Source organism: Paenibacillus sp. NPDC058174 (assembly GCF_042883865.1).
Taxonomy (GTDB): Bacteria; Bacillota; Bacilli; order Paenibacillales; family Paenibacillaceae; genus Pristimantibacillus.
Genome location: NZ_JBHVUY010000002.1, coordinates 736,094 through 754,466, shown reverse-complemented (window position 1 = coordinate 754,466; position 18,373 = coordinate 736,094). Strand labels below are relative to the sequence as shown.

Annotated in this window: 21 protein-coding genes, 1 pseudogene and 1 other annotated feature; of the genes and pseudogenes, 9 read left to right on the top strand and 13 right to left on the bottom strand. The window is 48.3% G+C overall.

Annotated features, from left to right (window positions below; genetic code table 11):
• Nucleotides 1-8 precede the first annotated feature (8 nt).
• The 6 genes from ACFVVF_RS14935 to ACFVVF_RS14910 all read right to left on the bottom strand — a co-directional run bounded on the left by ACFVVF_RS14935 (nucleotide 9) and on the right by ACFVVF_RS14910 (nucleotide 6,923).
• Entirely contained in the window at nucleotides 9-965 is a 957-nt protein-coding gene (locus ACFVVF_RS14935; protein ID WP_387811509.1) for a metal ABC transporter solute-binding protein, Zn/Mn family, read from the bottom strand.
• A 240-nt stretch (nucleotides 966-1,205) separates the two neighbouring features.
• A complete protein-coding gene (locus tag ACFVVF_RS14930; protein ID WP_387810735.1) occupies nucleotides 1,206-1,745 on the bottom strand; it encodes a GNAT family N-acetyltransferase in 540 nt (179 codons plus the stop codon).
• 189 nt (nucleotides 1,746-1,934) lie between these two features.
• A complete protein-coding gene (locus ACFVVF_RS14925; RefSeq protein ID WP_387810732.1) occupies nucleotides 1,935-2,627 on the bottom strand; it encodes a PDDEXK family nuclease in 693 nt (230 codons plus the stop codon).
• A 519-nt stretch (nucleotides 2,628-3,146) separates the two neighbouring features.
• Nucleotides 3,147-5,237: a peptidoglycan D,D-transpeptidase FtsI family protein gene (locus ACFVVF_RS14920; RefSeq protein ID WP_387810730.1), complete on the bottom strand. Its 2,091-nt coding sequence runs from the start codon at nucleotides 5,235-5,237 to the stop codon at nucleotides 3,147-3,149.
• A gap of 24 nt (nucleotides 5,238-5,261) precedes the next feature.
• Entirely contained in the window at nucleotides 5,262-6,422 is a 1,161-nt protein-coding gene (locus ACFVVF_RS14915) for a transglutaminase domain-containing protein (RefSeq protein WP_387810727.1), read from the bottom strand.
• A gap of 45 nt (nucleotides 6,423-6,467) precedes the next feature.
• A complete protein-coding gene (locus ACFVVF_RS14910) occupies nucleotides 6,468-6,923 on the bottom strand; it encodes a hypothetical protein (RefSeq protein ID WP_052350570.1) in 456 nt (151 codons plus the stop codon).
• A gap of 161 nt (nucleotides 6,924-7,084) precedes the next feature.
• Between ACFVVF_RS14910 and ACFVVF_RS14905 the strand changes: the two genes are divergently transcribed.
• The 3 genes from ACFVVF_RS14905 to ACFVVF_RS14895 all read left to right on the top strand — a co-directional run bounded on the left by ACFVVF_RS14905 (nucleotide 7,085) and on the right by ACFVVF_RS14895 (nucleotide 8,999).
• Nucleotides 7,085-8,251 carry an MFS transporter gene (locus tag ACFVVF_RS14905; RefSeq protein WP_387810723.1) on the top strand — a complete coding sequence of 389 codons (1,167 nt, stop codon included), beginning with the start codon at nucleotides 7,085-7,087 and terminating at the stop codon, nucleotides 8,249-8,251.
• Nucleotides 8,252-8,356: 105 nt separating this feature from the next.
• Nucleotides 8,357-8,497: a hypothetical protein gene (locus ACFVVF_RS14900; protein ID WP_387810721.1), complete on the top strand. Its 141-nt coding sequence runs from the start codon at nucleotides 8,357-8,359 to the stop codon at nucleotides 8,495-8,497.
• Nucleotides 8,498-8,630: 133 nt separating this feature from the next.
• Nucleotides 8,631-8,999, top strand: coding sequence for a toprim domain-containing protein (locus ACFVVF_RS14895; protein ID WP_387810718.1), 369 nt, complete (start codon nucleotides 8,631-8,633; stop codon nucleotides 8,997-8,999).
• Here ACFVVF_RS14895 and ACFVVF_RS14890 read toward each other — a convergent pair.
• Genes ACFVVF_RS14890 through cyoE form a run of 3 tightly spaced genes read right to left on the bottom strand, consistent with a single transcriptional unit; the run spans nucleotide 8,990 to nucleotide 11,434 of the window.
• A complete protein-coding gene (locus ACFVVF_RS14890; RefSeq protein WP_387810715.1) occupies nucleotides 8,990-9,928 on the bottom strand; it encodes an AEC family transporter in 939 nt (312 codons plus the stop codon). The genes ACFVVF_RS14895 and ACFVVF_RS14890 overlap by 10 nt on opposite strands.
• 3 nt (nucleotides 9,929-9,931) lie before the next feature.
• Nucleotides 9,932-10,549, bottom strand: a complete 618-nt coding sequence (locus ACFVVF_RS14885; protein WP_387810712.1) for an SCO family protein — start codon at nucleotides 10,547-10,549, stop codon at nucleotides 9,932-9,934.
• Nucleotides 10,550-10,579: 30 nt separating this feature from the next.
• Complete coding sequence (gene cyoE / locus ACFVVF_RS14880) at nucleotides 10,580-11,434, bottom strand: heme o synthase (RefSeq protein WP_387810709.1); 855 nt, start codon at nucleotides 11,432-11,434, stop codon at nucleotides 10,580-10,582.
• A gap of 259 nt (nucleotides 11,435-11,693) precedes the next feature.
• Here cyoE and ACFVVF_RS14875 point away from each other — a divergent pair.
• Together ACFVVF_RS14875 and gerQ are read left to right on the top strand one after the other, a co-directional pair.
• Nucleotides 11,694-11,901: pseudogene (locus tag ACFVVF_RS14875) on the top strand (cell wall hydrolase); the annotation flags it as partial.
• 350 nt (nucleotides 11,902-12,251) lie between these two features.
• Entirely contained in the window at nucleotides 12,252-12,731 is a 480-nt protein-coding gene (gene gerQ, locus ACFVVF_RS14870) for a spore coat protein GerQ (RefSeq protein WP_387811507.1), read from the top strand.
• Here the strand turns inward: gerQ and ACFVVF_RS14865 are convergent.
• Nucleotides 12,728-13,024 carry a hypothetical protein gene (locus ACFVVF_RS14865; protein WP_387810707.1) on the bottom strand — a complete coding sequence of 99 codons (297 nt, stop codon included), beginning with the start codon at nucleotides 13,022-13,024 and terminating at the stop codon, nucleotides 12,728-12,730. The two genes, gerQ and ACFVVF_RS14865, sit on opposite strands and share 4 nt — an antisense overlap.
• A 127-nt stretch (nucleotides 13,025-13,151) precedes the next feature.
• On the opposite strand from ACFVVF_RS14865, the gene ACFVVF_RS14860 reads away from it, so the two are divergent.
• Nucleotides 13,152-14,138 carry a metal-dependent hydrolase gene (locus ACFVVF_RS14860; RefSeq protein ID WP_387810704.1) on the top strand — a complete coding sequence of 329 codons (987 nt, stop codon included), beginning with the start codon at nucleotides 13,152-13,154 and terminating at the stop codon, nucleotides 14,136-14,138.
• Between the two features lie 143 nt (nucleotides 14,139-14,281).
• Here ACFVVF_RS14860 and ACFVVF_RS14855 read toward each other — a convergent pair whose 3' ends face one another.
• A complete protein-coding gene (locus ACFVVF_RS14855) occupies nucleotides 14,282-14,509 on the bottom strand; it encodes an alpha/beta-type small acid-soluble spore protein (protein ID WP_387810701.1) in 228 nt (75 codons plus the stop codon).
• 130 nt (nucleotides 14,510-14,639) lie between these two features.
• On the opposite strand from ACFVVF_RS14855, the gene ACFVVF_RS14850 reads away from it, so the two are divergent.
• Entirely contained in the window at nucleotides 14,640-14,810 is a 171-nt protein-coding gene (locus ACFVVF_RS14850; protein WP_387810698.1) for a DUF5325 family protein, read from the top strand.
• Nucleotides 14,811-14,867: 57 nt separating this feature from the next.
• Here the strand turns inward: ACFVVF_RS14850 and trpS are convergent, their stop codons facing one another.
• Nucleotides 14,868-15,854: a tryptophan--tRNA ligase gene (gene trpS, locus ACFVVF_RS14845; protein WP_387810696.1), complete on the bottom strand. Its 987-nt coding sequence runs from the start codon at nucleotides 15,852-15,854 to the stop codon at nucleotides 14,868-14,870.
• 62 nt (nucleotides 15,855-15,916) lie between these two features.
• Nucleotides 15,917-16,178, bottom strand: a binding site (T-box leader).
• Nucleotides 16,179-16,320: 142 nt separating this feature from the next.
• Between trpS and ACFVVF_RS14840 the strand changes: the two genes are divergently transcribed.
• The gene (locus ACFVVF_RS14840) at nucleotides 16,321-17,349 is read left to right on the top strand and encodes a permease (RefSeq protein ID WP_387810693.1); all 1,029 of its coding nucleotides are present in this window, start codon (nucleotides 16,321-16,323) and stop codon (nucleotides 17,347-17,349) included.
• Entirely contained in the window at nucleotides 17,346-17,807 is a 462-nt protein-coding gene (locus tag ACFVVF_RS14835) for a DUF1980 domain-containing protein (protein ID WP_387810690.1), read from the top strand. The genes ACFVVF_RS14840 and ACFVVF_RS14835 overlap by 4 nt, the downstream gene beginning before the upstream one ends.
• A gap of 34 nt (nucleotides 17,808-17,841) precedes the next feature.
• On the opposite strand, the gene ACFVVF_RS14830 is transcribed toward ACFVVF_RS14835, so the two are convergent.
• Complete coding sequence (locus tag ACFVVF_RS14830; RefSeq protein WP_387810687.1) at nucleotides 17,842-18,264, bottom strand: O-methyltransferase; 423 nt, start codon at nucleotides 18,262-18,264, stop codon at nucleotides 17,842-17,844.
• Nucleotides 18,265-18,373 lie beyond the last annotated feature (109 nt).

Genomic DNA, 18,373 nt, shown 5'->3' with positions numbered 1-18,373 from the left:
CTCCCTCTTCACTTCAGAGCGTTAACGATGGTATCCACATTATGCTTAACCATGCCGATGTAAGTTCCTTCAACCGTGCCCTCGTCCCCCATGGCGTCAGAGAATAGCTCGCCGCCAATCACAACCTCATGTCCGAGCTTTTTAGCCCCTTCGATAACAGACTCAATTGATTTACGGGGAACGCTGGACTCGATGAACACCGCCTTGATTTGCTTTTCCACTAGAAAATCACGCAGCTCGCTTACATCCTTGGAGCCGTATTCCGACATCGTATTCATTCCTTGAAGCCCTGTTACTTCCACGCCGTATTCGTCTCCAAAGTAGCCGAACGCATCATGCGCCGTAACGAGAATCCGGCTCGTCTCCGGCAGCTTCGCAACCTGATCCCGAACGTATTTGTCAAGCTCCTCGAGCTTCGCCAAGTAAGCGGCCGCCCTTTCTTGGTAGCCTTCTGCATGAGCAGGGTCCTTCTCCGACAGCGTATCGCGAATGACCTCCGTTGCAGACATCCACAGCTTCACGTTAAACCAGATATGCGGGTCATGCGAGCCGCTGCCGCCTTGCGGATTAGCACGAAGCTGCTCTTCTTTCAGATTGGAGGAGACAGCAACTGTCGGCTTTGTCTTCTCCAGCTTCTCGAACATTTCCGCCATTTTGCCTTCCAGATGCAATCCGTTATAAAAAATGATGTCTGCTTTATCCAGCTTTTCAATATCTCCGTGCGAAGCCTTGTACAAGTGGGGATCGATTCCCGATCCCATAAGTCCGGTCACGGCAACCTCATCGCCGCCAACTTCTCTAGCTACGTCTGCAATCATGCCGATCGTCGTCGTTACTTTCAGCTTCCCTGCATCTGCTGCACCCGTTTGTTTCTCTTTTGTGTTTCCCCCACAGGCTGTCGTCAATATTACGAACACCGTCAAAAATAAAATCGTCATAATAAATCGCCGAAAGGCGGAGTTCATGCGGGCTGTCTTTTTATTCATTTAAACTCTCCCTCTCCCAAATATTTTGCATGGACGAACATTAGTTTACTCAGAGACTCTTTGTTTATATTATACAAAAAAGTTTCTCTAATGCAACATTTTTCGCAAAATTAGGCTGGATTTTTTTGAAAAGTCTATTTTAGTTGTTTTATTAAATAAGAAAGGGAACTCCTAAACAAGAGTTCCCTTTCTTACAATAGCGACAATTAACTAAGCTCTCTATTTCCATTCTTCCTTGAGCAAGCCATAAATAATCCTATCGTGATATTCTCCGTTCAAATATTCATAATTTCGAATAGTTCCTTCTGCCGTAAATCCTAATCGTTCAGGTATCGCTCTACTTTTTAAGTTTTCGCTTGCAACGTTGATTTCAACTTTTCTTAGGTCTAGTTCTTTAAACGAATGGTTAATGAATAGCGTGGTTGCTTTTGTAACTAATCCCTTCCCTAAGTATTCATCTCCTAGCCAATATCCGATCTCAGTTTTTCTTGCACTCCAATCCATATATATAAATCCGATAGAGCCTGCAATTTTTCCTTTATGCCAAATTCCCGCCCAATACCCGTTATTATCGGATAATCTCTTCAAAGACTTTTCTATAAACGTAAGAGAATCCTCAACCTTTTTAGTTTGATTCGGAAAAGCAAGCCATCTGCCTATACTTTCACGACTACCATCGATTAATTGATACAACTCATTTGCATGTCTTGGTTCTAAAACTGTGAGATAATTTTCTTCGTCCATCACCGCTTTATACATTTTATTCCTCCTTATCTCCTGTTACTAACTTTTTATATGGTAATTTTTTATAATTTAAATGTATCATAGGTTACTACCGTTGAATATAAACAACTAAATAATAATCATTTTTCTAACTACTGCATCGTCATTATGATTTTTTAGTTGTTTTAAGAAATTTATATCCTTTGCAGCAAGCACGATTCCACACTACCACTGATATTTTTCCAGCTTATGGCGCACCAGCTCGTATCGAAGCACCTTGCCTTCTTTATCTGCTTTGCTCACCGTAATCTCTGGCCGTAGATAACCCTGATCGCATAACGCCTGCAGCTGTCGTATCGTTGTCCGGTGATTAAGCATCAAATGACGGCTCGCATCAAGCGGACGAAGCCATCCGCCTTGTTTGCAGGCAAAACGAATCATCTCTTTTTGAATCAGATCATCCAGCTTAACCGGTGATTCCAAAGCCTGAAAACGGCTCAGCAGCAGCCTAAGCAGCGTTGCACATACTTCTGCCCGCCCCGCGACGTCATCGTAAGGGAATGAAACCACATGATAGCCCAGCCCCTGAAAAAAAATTTCACGGTTCAATTCCTCGGCATATTTCCTTCGATCCATCTCCGCCACATGAGGACCAAAACCTTTGATTTCAATCGCCAGCTTGATATGGCCGGACACCCACACAAAATCCGCAAAGTACGACTTCCCTCTCCAGTCGATAATTTCGTACTCTGGATGCAGCTGCTCCAAAGTCCCGACTATAGGCCACCATACCTGCCGCAAAAAAAGCTGCTCCGCATGCTGATGTCCCCGCTCCAGCCGCCCTCTCCGCTCACCGCTTCTCCCGTTCAAATGATAATCCATCCATTTCGCATGTGCTTCCTCAAAATTTACGGCCATCCGATTCCCCTCCAACTTTTGTAAAAATGAAAAAAACGCCCCTATTTCATCGAGAGATGAAAAGGGACGTTCTTCGTCCAAGTCTTGCCTATTACGCTTAGCTACCTGCATTATCTCATGTCCATACAGGCTCCACAACCTATATTTTCAAAATATCTGAACCAACTAGGCCTCCAACACCCCATCTCAGCTAATCAGAATGCAAATCTGCATTTTGTTTGCCATGATTCCGGTGATTTATCGCTTCAAAATGTAAAAGTGCAGGTTGATACGCCAAAAAAGCCCCATTTGAGCCAAAATCATCGATTTCAAATGTATTTTTGCATTTTGAAGGGGATTTGGGGCTATTTCAGGCCAAACAAAATGTACTTTTACATTTTGATCAGCCGATGGGTGTTTCTCAAGTTGCTCAAGTTTCTCAAGGAGCCGACGGATCCACATTTCCGTACAAAAAAGCCCGCCGGACGCGTATAGCGACCGGCGGGCTTGACACTCTTGACTCTATTCTTTTACATCATTTTATTGCGCAGCATTGCCGTTAGCGCCATCAGCGCTGTTGCCGTCAGTGCCGTTTGTACCGGCATCTGCGTTGTTTGCAGTGTCTTTGCCTTTGCCTGGTACACCTTTCAGGCCAATTTCATAATCATACGCGTCGAAAATTTGACGGGCAATCGGGGCTGCACCCCAGCCGCCGAATCCGCCGTCCGGAATAACAACCGCAACTGCAAGCTTTGGTTTGTCGGCTGGAGCGTAAGCGATAAATACGGCGTTGTCCGCCATCCGTCCCGCTACGCTTGATTGTGCCGTACCCGTCTTCCGGTTAAATGTATAGGAAACGCCATTGAATCCCTGTACACTAACCTGCGACATGCCGGTCTCAATTTCCTTCCAGTAAGCATCCGGAAGATCTACGGTATTGAGCACTTCCGGTTTAAAGCCTTGCACCAGCTTGCCGTCAGACGTTTTGATCTCATTAACAAACTGCGGCTTCATTCGTTTGCCGTGGTTTGCCAGCATCGCTGTGTATTGCGCCAATTGCAACGGCGTATATCGTGCCTGCTGACCGAAGGCTGCACGCACAAGCGCCGATTGCGAGCTCGCAGTTTCGGCTTCATGATAGTAGTCGACCGTACCAGCAATCTCGCCCGGCAGACCGCTGCCAGTCAATACACCAAGACCAAACTGCTTCATGTAGTTGTCCCAAATATCTACACCGGCTTTGCCTTTATACTTCTCATACAATTTATTACCGACCATAGCTGCCATAAACGGGTTGGAGGACTTAGCGATCGCCTTGGCCGGGTCAAGAGGACCGTAGGCATGATTGCCGGCATTTTTAATCGGTACCTTATGGCCTTCCTTACCGAATGTAAATAATCCGTTATCGTTATAAATGGTTGAAGTTGTAAATAATTTCTCATTCAATCCGATCAGAACCGATAGCGGCTTCAGTGTCGATCCCGGTGGTACAAGCGAGGAAGGATGTCGATTCCGCTCTTTCTCCGTATCGTATTTCGCATATACCTCGCGGATCGTTCCATTGCTTAGTACGGTTTTGAAGTTATCGTAATCCTCAGGACTAATACGGCCGCCTGACCAAATATTCGGATCATAATCCGGCATACTCGCCATCGCTATAACTTTGCCGGTATCGACTTCCATAGCTACAGCATAGCCGATTTTGGCGAACTCCGCCCGTTCGCTTCTAGATCCCGAGGTGCTGATTTTTTTAATTTGATTCACAACCGCTTCCTCGGTCTTCATTTGAACCTGCTGGTTGATGGTCAAATAAAGATCCGAGCCTTTGGTCGGGTTCGTAATTTCCATCGGACCAATAATACGCTCAGCATTGTTGACCGGATACTGCTTCAAGCCATTCGTGCCGCGAAGGACATCCTGGTACATATATTCCAGGCCATCGAAGCCGACATCCTCATCCTCCGTGTACTGATAAAGCGGATCTTTTTCTTCATTTTTTTCTTTGTAAAAGGACAGTGTTTCCCGTACGCCCTTATATTTCTTCAGATAGCCGACCAGTTGAACGGCTACCGTATCGGTACTATAGTTACGTACGCTTTCCTCTACGATGTCAATGCCTTTAAACTCATCGCGATGCTCCATAAAATAAGCGATTTCCATCAAGGTTAAGCCAGACTTAATCCTGCGTGGCGTGGAAATCGTATTACGGCGGAAATCAAGATCCATTTGGCGAATGACATCGTCGACAGTCATGGCCTTTTCCGGGTCGCCTTTTTCATCAAAAACTTTCACAAGTTTATTGGCAAATTCCAAAGCTTCAGTATTGTTTTTCGTTTTGAAATCCGGCGAAATTGTGAAGTACAACGATTGTGTCGATGTCGAATAAGCGATCGGCGTACCGTCAGATGCATAGATATTACCTCGGATTGGAGCAATCTTTACGCTTCGCGTACTTTTCTTGCTGCCCTCAGCGCTAAGCTTCGGACCGTCTACGAATTGAAGAATGGCTAGTTGAATAATAAGTACACTGAAAAGAGCAAAAACAACAAAGAAAAAAAAGTTTAACCGAAACGAAAAATGACGGCGATTCGTAATCTCCCGCTTTTGCGGATCGTCGTGCAATGCGCTCACCTCTTGCCTTTAACCAATTTTTTATTATGCTTCGCGAATATGTGTCTGTTCGAAGCCCGGCGAATTAAACCAATCGCCGGATGATGCCCATGTCGCATCGAGCGGAATCCATTTGCCCTGCTCTCCGCCAATCCGGACCTCGTTCCAGGCATGCGGCCCAAAGCCGCCTCGCCCGTCGGCACCGAGTCCCGTTACTACTCTGACCTCCAGCCCTGAAGCGCGCGCCATAACGGCATATAATCTCGCGACATCAATACAGACTCCCGTTCTTGTATCGAACGTGTTTTGCGGCGTCTGCTCCTTCCAAATGCCCTTCTCTTCATAATTCCGGGCTTTATCCCAATCATACGCAATCCGTGTGCCGAGCCATTCATACAGAGCTCGCGCTTTCGCTTCATCACCGTCGGCAGACTTCGTAACCTGAAGCGCTGCCTGCTCGATATCGGCGGGAATTGCGTAATCAATGATTTCATATTTACGTTGTAAAATGTTCTGAAATTCCGCTTGCACCGCTTTTGCGAGCACGGGCCCTTGTCCTGCCAGCATATCGCCGGCTACCGGCTCCAATACAGCGGCGGCTTCATTGTAGAGCGGCGACCGCTTAATCTCATCGGTCAGCACGCCGTTTGGCACAAGAGATACATAAATAAATAGTGCGGCAATAAATACGAAAGCCCGGCCTGCACCGTGCAGAGCGCCAATTAAAGCGCCTGCCGTTCTGCTGGCCGCTCTTCCCCCAGGAATTCCCGAGGCTGCATGACGTCCTTGTTCCTGTCGTTCCATACCCGAGAGCAGCATGCCGAGAATAGGAGTAAGCAGGAAGGATACGATCAGCCGAAGAAGCATATACCCCGCCAAGAACAATACCCCAAACCGCAGCAGCGCAAAATCTTTCAAGCTTGTCAGCCATGTATACCAAATCCGCGATAAAGAGCTAAGCTCCTCCTTCGGCACTTCGACGCGCCCGGCCAGCCATTCCGCCAGCAGCGGAGAGAGGCTTTCTGCAAGCTTAGCCGCTGCCAGCAAGCAGGCAATCATCCATATTCCATCCCATACAAAATAGAAAAGACGCCTCGCAGAACCCGATGCGCCCCTCCTCATCCCTTGCGCAAGAGAAACAACAAGCAGCAGGAGGACGATGAGAGAGACCGGTTCCCAAGACCATAGCGTACGAACCCAATCCATTCTAATTACATCCTCCTTGCTTAAGCAGACGGCTCTTCCGTCAGGTTACGCTTTGCTGTTTTGTTTCGCTTGGTCAATCAAGGTTTGAACCGTATTGTCAATTTTCCAGGTGCCTAGCGGCGTGTTGCGGAAGGATACCGTTACTTCTCCGCTTCCCGGCTCGCCTGTCAGTACTAAGTTGTCTGTTTTTACAGTGAAGCTTCCGTCGGAATTCGTCGTGAAGGTCGCTTTCTCCACTTCTCCGACCATAGCCGTTACGGCTTCTTGCTTCACACTATCGGCAACCTTCGTGCCGATTGCCTTCAAGTCGTCCATGCTGTATCCGCTGTAAATGACGATGCCGACAACGATGACGGCAACAAGCGCCCATTTGACAACCGTTTTGACGATACGGACGATAAGCAGCAGCACGACGAGCGCAACGGCAAGCAACAGCCAGTGCTCTTTCAGAAACGTGCTCCAAGTGTTCCAGTCATAGCTTGAAAAATTCAGAAAATCCAACCTTATCCCCCCTATTATAACGCGGGCGAACCCCCATTATCAAACATTATACCCCACCCAGAATCTACCGTAAACGCCAGCACATTGATCTAGCAGACATATCCTGTCCAGCTTTGACGTACAAGTAGATTATGAACGTTAGCGCAAGGAGGATCTGCCCCGTGAAAACCGCTGTATGGCTCTACTTGTTTCTGTTCGTCGCCTTTTTCGATTTGCATGCGCAATATCCGATTCTTACCCCTTTCGCGATCTCGCTTGGGGCCGCCCCGTCCTTTATCGGATTGATGATGGGCATGTATTCGATTACCCATCTTCCCGGCAACATCATCGCAGGCTATGGCGTCGACCGGCTTGGCAGCCGGCTGTTTATCGTGTTCAGCCTTATGGGTGCAGGCGTTATCCTGTTGTTCCAATCGCAAGTAACCGACCCTTGGCAGCTGCTGCTGCTTCGTTCCATCAGCGGCTTTGTTCTCGCTTTTTTATCCCCGGCCTGCCTTGCTCTTCTTGCCAAGCTCACCACAAACCGGGCGGAGCAGGGCAAGCTGATGGCCGGCAACGGCTTCGTCCATACGCTGGCTACCGTCGTCTCGCCGGCAGCAGGAGCATACATGGTCGCCAAGATCGGCTTCACAACGGCTTTTTACCTGCTGGGCTGGGTGCTGATCGCTACCTCTATATGCGCGCTTATTTTCATCCGGGACATTAAAGCCGCAGCGGTGGAAGCTCAGCAGGAGAACAACAACAACAAATCCAAAATTGTAACGCGAATCGAGGCAGCCCCTATTCCATGGCTTGTCTTCATCCTGCCTATCGCAACCAGCTGCGCGCAAGGCATCCTGTCCTTCGAGCTGCCGTTAATGTCCAGCACGAAGGAGGGCATGATGACGACAGGCCTGCTATTCTCGGTCGTTAGCATCGGGGCGCTCATTACGCTAAGCATGCTGTTCCTGAACCGGATTCCAGCCTTTCACCGAACGTTATGGGGCTCGCTCATTCTGGCGCTCATTTATTTTCTAATTGCGGCAGGCACGCCCCTTCCTTTTGCCCTGATGCTGTTATTCGTCGGCATGGCCAAAGGAATTATCATTCCGGCAATCCCTATGCTGTTGATTGAACTAAGCGGCGGAGCCCGATATGGCCGTACGTTCTCGGTACTTGCGATCGCCTACTCTATCGGCGCTTTCATCGGCCCGCTGCTTGCAGGGCAGCTGCGGGACAATCTGTCGCCCTACTATATCGCCTTCCTTGCTCTCATGATCGCCGTAATGGTATTGCCGTTCCATAGCAGACGGCATTACACGTCCCGCACCCATTTTTCGCAAAACTAGGTAAACGCACACGGCTAATGTCACTCCCCTACATACAATGAGGTATGTCAAACGGCAGCTAATGCCTAATGACCCTGACTATGAGAAAGAGGGGTGAAGTTTTTAATGTCCCAAGCTGGCGTTTCAAACCATCATCAAGACCGCAGCGATCGCGGCGGCCACCATCATCACAATCATGGAGCGAACATCGGACTCATACTCGTATTGTTCATCCTGCTGGTCATCATCTTCTGCACGTTCTGCTAATTCGACATGCCTGGAATTAAAAAAGCGTCCCAGGCTGCTCCATTCATTGGAGCGGCAGGGACGCTTTTTTTTGAGTGAAAATGGTAAACTATAATTACATAATCAATTTCCCGAGCAAAGGAGTGTACGCGTCATGGATATCGCGATTATTGTGGAAGGGAAAAACGATAAGAGCCGGGTACGCAAAGTGCTGCATGAAGACGTCCCGATCTATTGCACTTTTGGAACGCCAGGCCCTGACCAATTAGAGCGTCTTCGCAAGCAGGTAGGCAGCAAACAGGTATACCTGTTCACCGATAATGACAGCTCCGGCAAACGAATCCGGGGCATGCTTCGCGATCTGTTTCCCGATGCCGAGCATATTTACACCCGCCGCGGCTATCCAGGCGTCGAGCATACGCCGGAAGATTATTTAATCGAGCAATTAGAAAAGGCAGGCCTGGAGGAACATATTCTGTACCCCGAGCCTGCCCCTGGATGGACCAAGGAAGATCAAATATGAAGAATATAGATAACGAAGGCTACCGTCACAATACTTAATACAGTTGACAGAAAGACAGCTTGAGAAGCAAATTCCGCCTCATTGTCGAACTCGACGGCCAGCAGCACGCTGCTTAAGGAAGTCGGAACTGCAGAGGACACGATTAATGCAGCAGCCATCATTTTATCAATCTCGATAAAGGCATTTATTCCCCAAATAATGAGCGCGGCCAAGGCCGGGCCAATGATCAGCCTTAAAAAGTTAGAGAGAATGACATTAGCGAACAGCTTCCGGTCAAATCTCCATTTCATACTGCCAAGCTGAACGCCGAGCGTAAGAAGCGCCGTTCCAATAAAGGCATTGGCCAAATAGACGATTGGCGTTTCTACCGGCTGCGGGAGCTTGATGCCAAAGCCGTTAAATAGAAAAGCAAGCGGAATAACATAAATGATCGGCTGGGATAGAATCGTCCGCATCGTCGATCGCAGGTCAAGCTTATGGGCGTTGACACTGTATATCCCGTATGTATTGGGAAGCAAGGATTGTGTGACCATGACGATAATCTGGACGGATAATGTATACGGATTGGCTGCAAAGGCCAATTGATTGAGCGGTATGCCATAGTTGGCGCTGTTATAGAACAGAACGCTGTTGCGCATCGCCCCTCTCATACCGCCCTTCAAGCCTCGAAGCCTAACAGCCAGCTCAACGACGGCTCCTTGCAGCACGAGAAAAATAACGGCGAACAGCAGCACTTTGCCGATCAGTTCAGCAGAAATCTTCGTCGTATACAGCAGATTAAAAATAACGGCCGGCGAAAATACGTAGAAGTTAAGCTTCGACAACGTCTTAATATCCAAAGAAAAAAGCCGCTGCATTGTGAAGCCAACAGCTATCATCAATGTGAGCGGCAATACATTTGTCCATAATATATGAAGCAATATGTCCATTTACTATTCCTTCGCCAGCTGCTTCAGATCGGCCGCCAGCTGCTCCGGCGTCAACTCTTCGTCATTGCCGCTAATCCATTTGCGGATCTGACCCTTCTTGTCTACGAGCGTAATGACATTAAAGTGAATAAAGGAGTTGTTCGCTTCATCCTTTTTGACGCCAACGCCAAAATCTTGGGCAAGCTTCATCGTCGAAGCTTCTTCCCCTCGTAAAAACAGCCAGCCTGCGCCCGGCTCCGCGAAATTACGTTCCGCGAATGCGCGAATGACTTCCGGCGTATCCCGCTCAGGGTCAAACGTGATCGACATCATCTCCGCCGTCTTGCCTAGTACGCCGTCCTTTTGAAGCAAGTCCTGCGTCTCAGACAACAGGAATGTCGTAGGCGGACACACGTCCGGACAGTTGGCGAAATAGAAATAGACCAGTCTTGCCTTGCCGTTTGTCGATTCCAGCGATACCTCATTGCCGTCGATATCATTCAGCGTAAATGAAGGTGCTGCTTGAAGGACAGGCATTGAGTCTTTCTGATTCCCGAAATAGGTTACTAACAAATAAATGCCCATAGCCGCGCATAATGCCAACACGGCGATTTTGAAGCTGTGCTTTTTCAAAAACAACATGCCTCGTTAATCCTCCCCACAGTAAGACCATTATTTGATCGTATTGGCAATCATAGCGATAAATACGACCATTAAGTAGTTGACCGAAATTAGAAAATTGACTTTCGCCCATTTCTCATCGTCGGCAGCTTTCAATCCCATTATCGTGTGTACGGCCCAAATCACGCTCGCCAATACGGAAATAATCAGGAATACAATACCCGCATAACCGTAGGTGTAAAGCAAGATACAAGTTGGAATGAGCAGTACCGTATACGGAATCATTTGCAGCTTTGTACGCTTGATGCCTTTGACGACTGGAAGAAGCGGATATTGTGCCGCCCGGTACTCCTCTACACGGCGAATGCCAAGCGACCAGAAGTGCGGCGGCTGCCACAGGAACAGGAAGGCAAACAGCAGCCAAGCTCCTGCATCCACTTCCGAAGTTACAGCGCAATAGCCGAGCACCGGAGGCATAGCTCCGGAAATGCCGCCGATTGAAGTGCTCCAAGTCGACGATCTTTTGAGCCAAATGGTGTAGATGAAGATATAGACGAACCAGCCCAGGAATCCTAGCCAGCCGGTTAAAGGATTAACGAGCAGAAACAGTACGGCTAGTCCAATGATACCAAGCACGATGCCGTAAGAGAGTACAAATCCTGGCGTTAATCGCCCTGTTGGAAGCGCACGGTTTTTCGTCCGTTCCATCTTCTGATCCAGTTCCCGGTCCCAGTAATTATTAATGACGCATGCAGAAGCGATTGTAATCGTCGATCCGATCACGACCCATAACAGCGCCAGCCAGTCGATATTCCATTTCGATGCTACCCAAAAACCGCCAATAGCGGCGAAAACGTTCATTCTGAGCAGCCGCGGTTTTGTTAATGCAATCAAGTCTTTAAACACGAAGCGAGCCTCCTAAGGTATGCCGCAAGACGCAAGTTTTGCGCCTAAACATTTCATTGATGAATCGTTCTTAATCATACCGAAAAAAGATGGTAATGACAACGTTCATGCTTATTGTTCATCAATTCGCCACTCAAATTGTGACAAATAATTTGGAACCCTTTTGCTGGGCGCTCAATACACTGTGTATGTAGTTTAACGCCTATAAAATCCAGCTTGAGCAGCGGTACTGTCTCGTACGCGCTTAAGCGGAGGCGAGGGTTTCGAAGCGACTTAGAAAGGATACTTTTATCAAAAAAGCGAGTAAAAGCGATATCCGTTAGGCCCAGCGGGGCATTAGCGGCGAGCGCCAACATCCGGCATCGAATGCGCTTTGGTTTTTCCGTCCGGCCGGAGGCTGCCCGGGTACATGGCATGACCAAGCGAACAGTGGACGCTATAAAGCGCACTGCTTCTTTACCCCAACACCCATTCAAGCGTTAACCAGCAATTTTTATTTCCAAGATCGAAAGCGAGGAACAACAGAATGTCTAAAGGTTATGATTACAAAGGCGGAGTAAGTCCAGTTCACACAGACGGATACGGCGTATATGGAAATGTCGGAGGAGCAACTCAGGGCTATGGCTACCCTAGCGCTCAGACCGCTACACTGCCGGCTTCCAAAGAAGCTAACGCCTCCGCTGTTCTGCCGGCTGCCAAAAGCCCGAATGCACCAACACCAACTACCCTCCCCGCTTCCTGGGGGCCAAACATGATGCCGAACATGATGCCGAATGCTATGGGACCGAATGTCATGCCGAACATGATGCCAAACGCTATGGGACCTAATGTCATGCCGAACATGATGCCGAGTGCCATGGGACCTAATGCTATGCCGAATATGATGCCAATGATGATGGGTAAAAACGCTCCAATGGCCGGAGCTCAAGCTGCTCCGCCTATGGTGCCAAGCGGCTCCGTCATTACTCCTCAAGGAGGAAATATCGTTGCGGTTCCTGTTGCGGAAGAATCTTATGTAGAAAACATTTTGCGTCTGAACCGCGGCAAAATGGCAAGCTTCTACATGACCTACGAGAACAACCGGGAATGGAACGCTAAAATTTTCCGCGGCATTATCGAAGCTGCCGGACGTGATCATATCGTCATCAGCGACCCGTCGACAGGAATGCGCTATTTGCTTCTGATGCTGAACCTGGATTATGTAACCTTTGACGGACCTATCCAATATGAGTATCCGTTCCAGGGAGGCGTCGTCACAAACACGACGCCTATGAATAACCGCGAAGAGGAAATCTAGCCGTTATGCGGAAGAGCGGGCTTGAAGCTCCACACATGCATCTTGTCCGCTCCGCCGATAATCCATTCGGATACGCGATACCAAGGAGAACGCTCACTGCAGCGTTCTTTTTTTATTTGCTCGGCTTCCGCCTCATTTTCGGCATACCAGATTTCTACGAATAGATTGATTTGATCTGTTCCTTCATATAAATATACATTTTTCTGCTCGTTAAGCAGCTGCCCGGTATAAGCTAAATAATCTGCCCGGCTGCCTTCTTCAATCTTATATTCTGCAAAACATATCGCTTGCACTTGAACCAGCTCCTTCCTTTCCAAATTATACTGGCTTCCGTTCCATTGATAAAGTCGGTTCTCTCCGTTGATACTACATTTAACTCGCGGAATTATTGCAGCGCAACCTAAGAAGGAGGACCACACCGTGGATACAGGCACGCATCTCGTCATGGGAATCGGTTTGGCCGGCTTGGCAACCGTAGACCCGGTTATTGCATCCAGTCCCTCAATTCATACTGCCGTCTTAATCGGCACCGTAGTTGGCTCGCAAGCGCCTGACTTCGATACCATATTACGTCTCAAAGGCAATGCCAGCTACATCCGCAACCATCGCGGCGTTTCCCATTCCTTGCCCGCTATCGCAATCTGGACTGTGCTTATTACGGGCATTCTTCAACTGGTCTACCGCGGAAGCCTCCCTTGGCTTCATATCGGCTCCTGGATACTGCTTGCGGTATGTGTTCACGTATTTACCGACCTGTTCAATGCTTACGGCACGCAGGCCATGCGTCCCTTTACAGATAAATGGATCTCCTGGAATATCATCCATATTTTTGATCCGTTTATTTTTATTACCCATATCATCGCTATCGCGCTTTGGGCAATCGGATTATGGAGTGCGGCAGCGATCTTCTCCTCACTCTATGCCCTTACGGCCGTTTATTTCGTTTGGCGGACGATTGCCCAGCGGTCCACGCTTCGAACGGTACAGAAGCTTGATACGCAAAAGCTTGATACTGACTTCCATATCGTCATCCCGACCATATCTCTAACCGGCTGGAACGTTGTGAAGCATATTGAAGACGGCAGCTACAAGATAGGCGAGCTTAGAGGCGGAAACTTAAATTGGGTGGACCAGGTCAAGTGCTCCGACCATCCTGCTGTTTCCAAATCAAGAAATGATCCTGCAATACGCTCCTTCCTCTACTTCACTAAATTTGCATGTGCCGAAGTAAAGGAGCATAATTGGGGATACGAGGTGCGCTGGTCTGATGTACGTTACAGGCACCGCAAGCAATACCCGTTCGTCGGCGTTCTTCTTATGGACCGTGATTATCAGACGGTCGGCTCCTATGTAGGCTGGTTAAGCGACGAGCGGCTGATGAAGCGGCTTCGGATGAACTCCTATTAATGAAGAAATGATTGGTATTGACTTTAGGAAAGCCCCTGATGGACAATAAAGGGGCTTTCTTATTATTGTGTTAACAACGTAAATTGCAAAAAAGCTCAAGGTTTCCCTTGAGCTTGAGGTAAAACTCATGTGTATAGAAAAGTTTAGCGAAGGTTGCTGGAACCGCCGGACAGTTGTTGCTCGGCAAGTTGCACAAGCTTTTTAGTAATGTATCCGCCCAATGAACCTGCATCGCGTGATGTAACGTTACCATAGTAACCGTCCGCTGGAATTTGTACACCCAGCTCTTGTGCTGCTTCAATTTTCATTTGATTGAGAGCTTGTTGAGCTTGAGGTACCACCAATTGATTGCTGCTTTTGTTGCTAGCCATGCGGAATTTCTCCTTTCAGTATAGGAACTTTTGTGTGTTTTGCAAGCTTGCAAACTTATTATGCTCACCCATTCGCAAACTATGCTACATTCTAAAATTATTTTATTTCGCTATGAAGGAGAGTTTGAACATGTCCAAACCGATGTCTCTGTTGTTCGCCGTCCTGTCCGTCTTATTTATGCTTGCAACGGCTGTATCCATTTCCGTCAACGGCTGGCTGGCACTGTTAATGAGCGTTCTCACGCTATTTATGATCGGAAGCGGCTTTATCGTCAAAGCGAGATTGCGGCGGCGCGGATAGCGGGAAAAGGGCCTATGCGATAAGATAATCGCATAGGCCCTTTTCACTGTTAATGAACTATTTTGGAGCGATAAAGCCCATTCTTTCTTTCACTTCAGCTACCGTACGGTTTGCAATAACCGCTGCCCGCTCGGCGCCTTGCTTCAGAATGTTATGAATTTCGCCAGAGCTCCGGATTTCATTGTATCTCGCTTGCAGCGGCTCCAGCACTGCTACGACATGCTCCGCCAAATCTTTTTTGAACGGACCATAGCCTTGTCCTTCATAACGGGCTTCAATTTCCTGCATCGACAGATTTGCGCAATGCGAGTAGATGCTCATCAGATTGCTAATCTCCGGCTTATTCGCCGGGTCATATTTAATCTCGCGTCCCGAATCTGTCGTGGCACGGCTAATTTTTTTACGAACGACATCCGGCGGATCCAGCAAGGCGATGAAGCTTCCCGCGTTCGGGTTGCTTTTGCTCATCTTCTTGCTCGCATCATCCAATGACATAATACGCGCGCCGACTTTCGGCATGTAAGGCTCCGGAATCGTGAAATATTCGCCGAATCGGAAGTTAAAGCGCTGCGCCAAGTCGCGCGTGAGCTCCAGATGCTGCTTCTGGTCTTCGCCTACCGGCACAAGATTCGAATTATAGACAAGAATATCGGCCGCCATCAACGAAGGATAGACGAACAGCCCGGCGCCAACGGAATCTTTGCCTGCAGACTTGTCCTTGAACTGCGTCATCCGCTCAAGCTCGCCCATATTCGTAAGCGTCGTCAACAACCATCCCAGCTCCGCATGTGCCGGAACATGCGATTGTACGAATACATTTGCTTTGGACGGATCAATTCCTGCTGCGATAAACAATGCAGCTACCGCCTCCGTCTGCTCCCGCAAATTAGCCGGCTCCTGCGGCACCGTGATCGCATGAAGATCCACGACCATGAAGAAGCATTCCTCTGTATGCTGCAGCTTGACGAAATTTTGCATCGCTCCGATATAATTCCCCAGCGTCAGCTGGCCGCTTGGCTGAATGCCTGACAATACTCTACCCATCGTTATCGACTCCTTTGGTAATCACGTACATACCTGTTTATAAACGCAGAAAATCCCCCGCCGCAAGGGACGAGGGACCGTGGTGCCACCCTAATTCGCTGTTCCCGTATCGCCGCCTAATCGTTGGTCAGCGTCTATCGGCAACAGCCTTCATTTGTTCCGTAACGGAGAACAGCCGGATAAGCATAGACGGCACCGATCATACCGCTTTCCGCTCTCCGCTCCGGGATCCATTCAGCATTAGGCTTGCACCGGTTCGCACCACCCACCGGCTCTCTGGACGCATCAACACCTAAACTTACTTGTTCCCATCATCGCATTTACAACGATTATACCCTCCTAAGACGGAAAGTCAAGGGATATGAAATATTATCCAAATTCAACATGCAATAAAGTTGTCCTAACCCGCCTGGTTGCGCATAGACTGATTAATAATAAATTTGCCTTGGCTCAGAGGAGTCGTGCTATGACTAAGCTTATTTTAAAATTCGGTCCTCCGCTGCTTGGCGCAGGCTGCCTCATTATGCTGTCGCTCTTGATTACTAACCAGCCTTGGTCCGGAGCGCTGCTGAATGACCCCAACTTGCAAACGTTTAAAACCTTGTTTCTATCCCTTATATTAGAAACTTTCCCTTTTATTCTGCTTGGCGTGCTATTCTCTGCACTGCTGCAAGTCTTCGTAACCGATGCTATAATTCAACGATTTACACCCCGGAATCCTGTTATTGGCGTGCTGTTCGGCGCTCTTCTCGGCTTGCTGTTTCCATTATGCGAATGCGGCATGATTCCTGTCGTCCGCCGGCTGATCCGGAAAGGAATGCCAGCCTATATCGGGATTGTCTACTTAATAGCTGGGCCCGTCGTCAATCCCATCGTTTTCACTTCGACGTACTCAGCCTTTCGTTCAGCCCCAATAATCGCCTACTCTCGAATCGGACTGGCATTTGTTATTGCCGTCATCATCGGATTGTTATTTTATCGTTTCATGCGTGCCAATCCGCTTAAAGAGGAGCATCCAACGGTATTTATCCATGAAGGAGCCGGTCATTACGGGTCATCGTCAACACCGTCTGCAGGCCGCGCAAGCTGGGGATCCCGATTGTCAGCGACGCTTGGACATGCTGCAGACGAGTTTTTTGAGATGGGCAAATATTTAATTTTCGGTGCCATGCTGACGGCGATCATTCAGACTTTTATTGATAAAAGCGTTCTGACCGCCGTTTCGGATCAACCTCTATTCTCCTACCTGTTCATGATGGGCTTCGCCTTTCTGCTGTCCCTTTGCTCGACATCCGATGCCTTTATCGCAGCTTCATTCAATGGCATATTCGGTACAGGTCCGCTGCTTGCTTTCCTTGTCTTCGGACCGATGATCGATTTGAAAAATACGATGATGATGCTGTCGGCCTTTAAACTGAAAATCGTAGCCGCGCTCATTGCCTTGACCTTTGCTTTGGTGTTGGCTGGTGCTTGGCTCATGGAGGCTTTTCTATGAATGACCGCTGGATAAGGGCCGCATTGTTGTCGGGCTTTGCAATGTTAATTGCCTACTTTAATCATACGGGACAGCTTTCCTCATTCGTCGAGCCCAGTATGGAGTTTTACGTAAAGCTTTCCTCACTTGGCCTGCTGGCCGCTGCCATTCACCAGGCCTATGAAGCGCTTAAGCCGGCGCAATCACAATCCGCCATCGATTGCGAATGCGGGCACGGTCATCATCACGATCATGATCATGCCCATAATCACGATCATAATCATGAGCATAACGTGCATTCCCATACAAGCCGCATGGTCAAAAGCCTGCTCATATACACATTGTTTCTGCTGCCTTTGCTTTTGGGCTTTCTGCTGCCTGGCTCCAGCTCAGCCACCGGTCACGCGTTTCACCCGCATACGCATGATCATAGCCAAGACCATATAAGAGAACCAAATAACAGCAAAAAGGACCGCTGATCCCGATCAGCGGCCCTTTTTGCCTTCTCTTCCATTAAGATTCCATGTTATCCCGGTAACTCTCGCGCATAGATGGGGCTTTGGGCTGATAACGATAGCTCCAATTCGACGTATTGTAATTGGACTCGTAACAGATGCTAGCCGACCAAGTCCCCGAGCTTGGCCTGACAGCGAAATCATACATAATTTCACCATGCGTCCAATTGCGTCTGAACTGTAAAGCATCAATGGCCATTTTGCGAAAAGCTTGTACTTGCAGCGGCGTCATCCCTCGCTCCAGCTTTTCGAAACTCCCATTTTTACTCTCGATCGGGTTTTGCCTGAGGCCAAATTTCCCAATAGCATTGTTGCGGATATGTATCATTACGGTACCCGCAGGTGAATTTACCAGCTCTTCCTCCAGCTGTTTAAACACGAAATCAACTTGCCTTGCCAACGGCATAGCATCCATATTCATACTTATTTTCCTCCTTTCTATAATTAAACCGTATGTTTACAACTAGTTCTCAAGTATGATTATATGTCCACTTCAATTAATTTACAATATAGTAAATAATAAAAATTCC